Source organism: Ameyamaea chiangmaiensis (assembly GCF_013376175.1).
Lineage (GTDB): Bacteria > Pseudomonadota > Alphaproteobacteria > Acetobacterales > Acetobacteraceae > Ameyamaea > Ameyamaea chiangmaiensis.
Map to the genome: position 1 here is coordinate 51,447 of NZ_JABXXR010000006.1, position 7,365 is coordinate 58,811.

Annotated in this window: 7 protein-coding genes and 1 tRNA gene; 3 read left to right on the plus strand and 5 right to left on the minus strand. The window is 61.4% G+C overall.

All coding sequences use genetic code 11. From position 1 onward, the window contains the following. Positions 1 to 95 precede the first annotated feature (95 nt). The gene (locus HUK82_RS01890; RefSeq protein WP_246495585.1) at positions 96 to 1,550 is read right to left on the minus strand and encodes a carbohydrate porin; all 1,455 of its coding nucleotides are present in this window, start codon (positions 1,548 to 1,550) and stop codon (positions 96 to 98) included. Between the two features lie 332 nt (positions 1,551 to 1,882). Next, on the minus strand, positions 1,883 to 2,410 hold the full coding sequence (gene ppa, locus HUK82_RS01895) for an inorganic diphosphatase (protein WP_176612335.1): 528 nt from the start codon (positions 2,408 to 2,410) through the stop codon (positions 1,883 to 1,885). Between the two features lie 121 nt (positions 2,411 to 2,531). Between ppa and HUK82_RS01900 the strand changes: the two genes are divergently transcribed. The 3 genes from HUK82_RS01900 to HUK82_RS01910 all read left to right on the plus strand — a co-directional run bounded on the left by HUK82_RS01900 (position 2,532) and on the right by HUK82_RS01910 (position 4,896). Further along, positions 2,532 to 2,605, plus strand: a tRNA-Ile gene (locus HUK82_RS01900). 76 nt (positions 2,606 to 2,681) lie between these two features. Then, positions 2,682 to 4,361, plus strand: a complete 1,680-nt coding sequence (gene ettA / locus HUK82_RS01905; RefSeq protein WP_176612336.1) for an energy-dependent translational throttle protein EttA — start codon at positions 2,682 to 2,684, stop codon at positions 4,359 to 4,361. Positions 4,362 to 4,395: 34 nt separating this feature from the next. Then, on the plus strand, positions 4,396 to 4,896 hold the full coding sequence (locus tag HUK82_RS01910) for a GNAT family N-acetyltransferase (protein ID WP_176612337.1): 501 nt from the start codon (positions 4,396 to 4,398) through the stop codon (positions 4,894 to 4,896). An 86-nt stretch (positions 4,897 to 4,982) separates the two neighbouring features. Here the strand turns inward: HUK82_RS01910 and HUK82_RS01915 are convergent, their stop codons facing one another. The 3 genes from HUK82_RS01915 to HUK82_RS01925 form a co-directional block, all read right to left on the minus strand. After that, the gene (locus HUK82_RS01915; RefSeq protein ID WP_176612338.1) at positions 4,983 to 5,618 is read right to left on the minus strand and encodes an MlaC/ttg2D family ABC transporter substrate-binding protein; all 636 of its coding nucleotides are present in this window, start codon (positions 5,616 to 5,618) and stop codon (positions 4,983 to 4,985) included. 17 nt (positions 5,619 to 5,635) lie between these two features. Then, positions 5,636 to 6,373 (minus strand): MlaA family lipoprotein, encoded by a 738-nt coding sequence (locus tag HUK82_RS01920; protein ID WP_176612339.1) that lies wholly within the window; start codon positions 6,371 to 6,373, stop codon positions 5,636 to 5,638. A 260-nt stretch (positions 6,374 to 6,633) separates the two neighbouring features. Further along, positions 6,634 to 7,365: TerB family tellurite resistance protein (locus tag HUK82_RS01925; RefSeq protein ID WP_176612340.1), on the minus strand; the 732-nt coding region annotated here is incomplete at its 5' end.

The following is a 7,365-nucleotide window of genomic DNA, read 5'->3' on the forward strand; positions in this document are numbered from 1 at the left end:
AGTCACACAATGACGAAGGGCGACCACCGACGTTCACGTCGACGGCCGCCCCTTCGCAATTCAGACGATTTTACGCACGTCCGAAACTTGCGGTATCAAAACAGTTCGAAGTGCGACCACACGCCCAATACCGCTGTATCGCGCAGCACGCGTTGTGCGCCAGGATGGAAGTAGTACTGAAAATCCGGCGAAACCGTAATACCCCGATAAACATGGATTTGATAATTCGCTTCCAGGACCATGCCGTAGCTCTGAGGCCCGTAAGACCCGTTTAGCAAGGAACCCGGCAGAACCCCCTGCATCAGCTGCAATTCCTGAGTGCGCGCAGCTTGCCCGGACACACGCGTGTAGGCGAAATTCAGCCCCGCGCCGTCCTTCGGACGGGCTGCCCAGAAGCCCCGCGCCAGAACACCAGCCTGGTACTGCTGCGACCGCATCGACGACCGCTCACTATTGTAATACATGCCGCCAAGGAACGTAACGCCAGCATCTGGCGTGCCTTTGTCAAAATGATAAAGCATCTGATCGACAAGTAGCCACGCTGCGTTCGCGCCATGATCTTTACGCGGCGTCAGTCCCGTCAGGGCATAGGGCCGGCCGTTACCATCGTAATAATTATCACTGTGATCGATTGTGTCGCGGGCATAGCCCAGCTTGTAATGGCCGGGCAGTGTCCCATGCCCAAACACCGGTTCCCAGCCAATTTCTACCGGGATCGATTCACCGTTGATGTCCGCGCCGTTCAACTTGAAACCAGTCCGATACTGCTTCACGCCATAGATTCCAGCCTGACTGAAATACACACCCGTCTGAATATAGGTATGCGTCGTAGGCCGAAGCCGAAAACGTGCCGCCCACACCGCATCCGGATAAGACGAATGCGCCGTGTTGTCAGATGCCGCCTTCGGGTTTCCGCAGAACGCGTTATTCATATAGTTACAGTACAGCGGGTTCGACGAGAAATCGTTCAGGAAGGGAATACGACCCGCCGCCACGTCAAATCGGCCATGGCCAAACGTCTCTTCACCATAGCCATAGACAAAGTGGACAGCCACGTTGCCACCCGCGCCGTAGATTTCCTGGCTTGGGTTGACATTGTCACCGAACATGCGACTCGCCGGGATACCGTAACGTCCCACGACCAGCGCGTGCGTACTGAACCCGCGAATGCCCGCCAGACGCTCCCAATCGATATCATTTTCGAAAGCATACTGGCCCGCACTCGAACTCCCCTTCCGCAATCCATAAGAATGCGTCACAGGACCTACAATACCAGCGAACTCGTTTCGGTTGTCCAAAAGGAACGCCACGCCGCGGTCACGCAGCCATGTATTCCAGCCAAACGGATCCTCCCACACAGCCTCCGGATGAGGTAGCGGAGGAACCGAACTCTCCCCAAAAGCTTTAGTATTCAGGGGCGTATTGACACGAACACTGGGATTAAGCGACGTCTGCGCCGACGCCACACCCGACATCGCCACGCATGCGATCCCCGCATACAAAAAAGACTTCACTGCCAGCACGTTGCTGTGCGTGTTATGTGTTCTCATGCTCATCGTTCTTATTGACTTTATTGTTGGAGCATAAAACCAGAACCCATCTACAAAGGTAGAGAGCCGGTCGATATTTTCTAATCTACTTTAATAAAGTCAGATCATGTGTACTGACTAAACCAGCAGCCTATCATACGCATCGTCATACCTTATTTTTTCTTGTTGTGGTCTGTCGACTGCCGCGCTTCGTCCGGAACCTCGCCCGTCTCTCATCGCGTCGGTATTCTCTTTTTAAATGATATTTAATCCACACATAAACACGAATCTGAGAGCGAACTCAACATCTTGGAGGAGCGTGCCATTTTGGCATCACCCCCCCTTTGAAGCGTTCAGCCCTTGGTCGCGGCCGCCAGCGCCTCGGTAATCACCTGGCCAGCTTCGTCCTTGCCGGCCCAGCCCGTGACCTTCACCCACTTGCCCTTCTCAAGGTCCTTGTAATGGGTGAAAAAATGCTCGATGGCCTGCACCGTGATCTGCGGCAGATCAGCGATCGCCTGCACCGTCGAGAACTGAGGATGGATCTTATCGTGCGGCACGCAGATGATTTTCTCGTCCTGCCCGCTTTCATCCTCCATCTTCAGCATCCCGATCGGGCGACACCGAATCACCGCGCCCGGCACGATCGGCCCGGGCGCCAGAACCAGCGCATCCGCAGGATCGCCGTCCGCGGCCAGCGTGCCCGGGATGAACCCATACGCTGCCGGATAAGCCATCGGCGTGAACACGAAGCGATCGACGACCAGTGCTCCGCTGTCCTTGTCCACCTCATACTTCACCGATGACCCCTCAGGGATCTCGACCACAACATTGATGTCGAACGGCACGTCCTTGCCGGGAGAAATCTTCGAGACGTCCATAGCTGTGACACTCCTTCACCAGAATACGTCGACAACCTATCGACGCCGCGATCCATTGCCAATCCGCCGCCTTTACAGCTTGCCAAACCGGCCAACTTGCGCGAGATCAGGGACAGCCTGCGCGCCCGTAGCTCAATTGGTTAGAGCGGGCCGCTCATAACGGCTTGGTTGCGGGTTCAAGTCCTGCCGGGCGCAGGCATCCGACGCCACGCCCCGGCAGCGCCGCCGACCGCACCGCACCCCACACCCGCCTTCGGCAGAGGAGCACCCCATGGCCGCTTATCAGTATGTCTATGTCATGAAGGACCTCACCAAGGCCTATCCGGGCGGCCGCGAGGTCTTCAAGGGCATCACCCTGTCGTTCCTGCCAGGCGTCAAGATCGGCGTGCTGGGTGTCAACGGCGCCGGTAAATCGACCCTGCTCAAGATCATGGCCGGCCTCGACAAGGAATACGGCGGCGAAGCATGGGCCGCCGAAGGCGTGCGCGTGGGCTACCTCGAACAGGAACCCAAGCTCGACGAAACCCTCACCGTGGGCGAAAACGTGGCACTGGGCTTCGGTGACCTCAAGATCGCCGTCGACCGATTCAACGAGATCTCCATGAAGTTCGCCGAACCTATGGACGACGACGAGATGAACACCCTTCTCGCCGAACAGGCCGAACTGCAGGAAAAGATCGACGCCGGCGACGGCTGGGACCTCGACCGCAAGACCGAAATCGCGCTCGACGCCCTGCGCTGCCCACCCGCCGACAGCCCGGTGACCAAGCTGTCGGGCGGCGAGCGCCGTCGCGTGGCCCTATGCCGCCTGCTGCTCGAAAAACCCGATATCCTTCTGCTGGACGAGCCGACCAACCATCTCGACGCGGAAAGCGTCGCGTGGCTCGAACGCACCCTGCGCGACTACGAAGGCACCGTCATGGTCATCACCCATGACCGCTACTTCCTCGACAACGTCACCAACTGGATTCTCGAAATCGAGCGCGGGCGCGGCTATCCGTTCGAAGGCAACTACTCGTCGTGGCTCGCGCAGAAGCGCAAACGCCTTGCCCAGGAAGAAAAAGAGGAAAGCAGCCGTCAGCGCGCCCTGGCCGCCGAACAGGAATGGATCGCCTCCAGCCCGAAGGCGCGCCAGACCAAGAGCAAGGCCCGTATCCAGAAGTACGAGGAAATGCTCGCCGCTTCCAGCGAGCAGGCGACCGGCGCGGCCGATATCGCCATTTCACCCGGCCCCCGCCTGGGCAACACCGTGATCGAGGCCGAAGACCTGCGCAAGGCGTTCGGCAACCGCCTCCTGATCGACGATCTCAGCTTCAAGCTGCCTCCGGGCGGCATCGTCGGCGTGATCGGCCCCAACGGTGCGGGTAAATCGACCCTCTTCAAGATGATCGTAGGCCAGGAAACGCCCGACAGCGGCGAACTGAAGATCGGGGACACCGTCAAGCTCGGCTACGTCGATCAGTCCCGCAACTCGCTCGACGATGACAAGAGCGTGTGGGAAGAAATCTCCGGCGGAACCGACGTCATCTATCTCGGTAAGCGGGCCGTGCCGTCGCGTGCCTATGTGGGTGCCTTCAACTTCAAGGGTTCGGACCAGCAAAAGAAAGTCGGCATCCTGTCAGGCGGCGAGCGCAATCGCGTCCATCTCGCCAAGATGCTCCGCAAGGAAAGCAACGTCATCCTGCTCGACGAACCGACCAACGACCTCGACGTCGACACGCTGCGTGCGCTCGAAGACGCCTTGGCCGAATTTGCCGGCTGCGCGGTCATCATCAGCCATGATCGGTGGTTCCTGGATCGCCTCGCAACCCATATCCTGGCCTTCGAAGGCGACAGCCACGTCGAATGGTTCGAAGGGAACTTCCAGGCTTATGAAGAGGACAAACGCCGCCGCCTTGGCCCCGATGCCACCGAACCCGGACGCATCAAGTATCGCCCGCTCGCCCGCTGACACGTATGGCCGGGGGCACGACTGATCCCCGGCCATGACCGCCCTGCGTCAACTCCGTACCCCCCGCCTTATCGTCAGTCCTGTCACCTGGCAGGACATTGACGAGGTCGCGCGCCTGAAAGCCGACCCCGGCGCCTTTGGCCTGATGCTCGGCGGCGTCCGGACCCGGGCCCAGTCCGAGGCCGACATGGCCGACGACCTCGCCCTCTGGGCCCGGCGGCGCGTCGGCATGTTCACCATCCACGAAAATGGGCGCTTCGTCGGCATCACCGGACTGCACGAACGGCCGGACGGGCGCGGCATGGGCCTGCGCTTCGCTCTCTGGCCATGGGCCACAGGCCGCGGCCTCGCGCGCGAGGCCGCGGCTGCCGTGCTGAACTATGCGCATGACGAAGGACTGCCGCGGGTCATCGCCGTGGCACGCGAGACCAATATCGCCTCAAGAACCATCCTCGGCGGCATCGGCATGCGCGTCTGCGATCGCTTCGACCGCGACGGACACAGCATGCTCGTCTTCGAGAGCGTCAGAGGCTAAAGGACCACCCCCCATAGACAAAAGGCCGCCTCATCCGAGACGGCCCCGCCAGAGGTCCAAAATCGCCGGGCCCTTTCGCCCGCCGTTCAGTCGTTGCGCGACACCTGCTTCTGCAACGCCTTGATCAGCGCGCTCACCTGGCCACCATTCTGCGCGATATAGCTCGCATAGTCGCCACGTTGGGTCAGACGCAGGCTGGCGCCTTCACCCTTGAGATCGACGACTTTCGGCGATCCCGATTGCGTGCTGATCTCCAGCTGAACGTTGGCAGGCGGGTTGCCGGGACGATTGATGACGCCATCAACCAGTTCATCACCATCCTGGCTGATGGTGTTCCCGATCGTGAACGTGACACCCTGATAGTCGCCGACCATCCGCTCGGACACGGCGTTGATCATGACCTTGTGGAACAGCTGCAGGAACTGCGCCCGCTCGTCCGGCGTCGCCACCTTCCAGTAGCGTCCCAGACAATAACGGCCGATCGAATCGACATCGATATTCTGCTGGATCAACGGCTCCAGCGCGGCCTTCTTGGCGGACGACGACTGCTTGCTGTTGATGATCGCAACCAGCTGATCGCCGAAATGCTGGACGAAATCATGCGCCGAGCCCGACGCCGCGTGGCCCGGAACCGCACCACCACCTGCCAGAAGACCACCGATGACCACGAGCCCGAGCGCGCGGCGACGGAAGGCAACGGACCGGAAGAACGTAGAACCCATGTCTGACTTGTCCTGCTTCAATTGTACCAGTCGGGCGTCGTGGCCCGATGGTCGTTCTTGATCGCTTCGGCCTGGGCACGGCGCTGCTGCTGATACGCGCTGCGAATGAACGCATACGGGTCGAGCGCGTCACGCTGCACCTGATCGAAGGCGTCGATCGAATTTGCCGCGCCGTTGATTATACCGGCAATATTATAAGCCCAGTTGAAAGTTAAAAGGCCGTAACCCCGCGGCACGTAGTTCCACGGCGACAGACCTACATCGATACCATACCCCGCCGAGTCGCGGAACGACGAGGGCCCCATGCCCGGCAGGAACAGATAGGGGCCCGAGGGCACGCCCCACGTCGCCAGGACCAGACCCGCGTCATCGTCATGATGGGGATAGCCCAGCATCTTGGCGACATCGATCAAACCACCAACGCCCGCCGTCATATTGACTGTCCAACGGACAAACGCGTCGCCCGCCCGACGGGGACGGCCGGCGCCCACGTCCGTGAAGAAGACGATCGGCTCGTTCATCGTCTGCACCATATCGCCCAGCGCGTCGCGCACCGGCGACGGCACCGCCCAAATATAGGCCTTACCCACCGGCCTGAAGGCATACTTGTACACCTTCATGTTCAGATTATACATCTTCCGGTTGAGCGGCTCGTACTTGTCGTTGGCCTCCCGGTAGTCGGCCAGCGCGTCCGGGTCGGTCGGCTTGGGCGTCGTCAGAGGACCGCAGGCCGCTGAGGCCAGCACAGCCGCCATCGTCGCCGTCCGGACGGCTCCGCGTGCAAACCCCGGGCGGACAGGAAAGAATTTCGTCAGGGTTACAGCGCGCATCCTCGTCCTCAACGGCATAGGGTCGGACCACGTCCGGACCAACCCGGGGCAGCCGTCTTTTCATCAACGGTCGTCAGCAAGCCGACATCCCATACTCTCTAGCATGTGCGCCGCCATCTGCAATCCGTCCGCGCGCCGGGCTAATACGACCGCCACGTGCATCTGTTGCACGACGAACGAAAAAATCACAGTCGCCGGTCGCGCTTGATCCGGTCCCACGCCGCATTCACGCGCGCCACGCGAACCGTCGCGCGGACCCGCTCCGCCTCTGCCGCACCACGCGCGCTCATCACGTCCGGGTGCAGCTCCCGCACCAACCGTCGCCACGCGCCGCGCACCTCGTCATCACTGGCGGATGGCATCACTCCCAGTTCGCGATACGCGTCCCCCTCGTCCACCGTGGGTCGCGCCGCACCGTTCTCCGCCCGGTCCCAGGCCCCCGGGCTCAACCCGAACGCCGCATGCACCCGGTCGAGATACCGCCGCTCGCGCGCATTGATGGCGCCGTCCGGCGAATCGGCCCGGGCGATCGCAAACAGGACGCCCAGCAGATCTTCCAGCGGCTGCCGGTCGTCGGCGTAGACGCGGCCAAGTTCACGCGCGAACATCTCGTAATCATCGGTACGCGTCCGTGCCTGATCGAACAGACGCCCGATCTCGGCCACATTCTCGCGCGGGATCTGAAAGCGGCCACGAAACGCGTTGATCTCCGCCCGATTCACCGGCCCGTCAATCCGTGCAAGCTTGGCCGATAACATCACCAGCGACAGGGCATACAACTGCTCGCGCCGTCCCATCGCCGCCGCCACTTTGGCCGCCATAAGGGCGGCGGCCCCCGTCGGATCCGGCGCCCGGCGTGACGGCCAGCCATCGCGCCATCCCCCCGGGGGCGACTGCAACAGCGAGCCCGAGTCGGC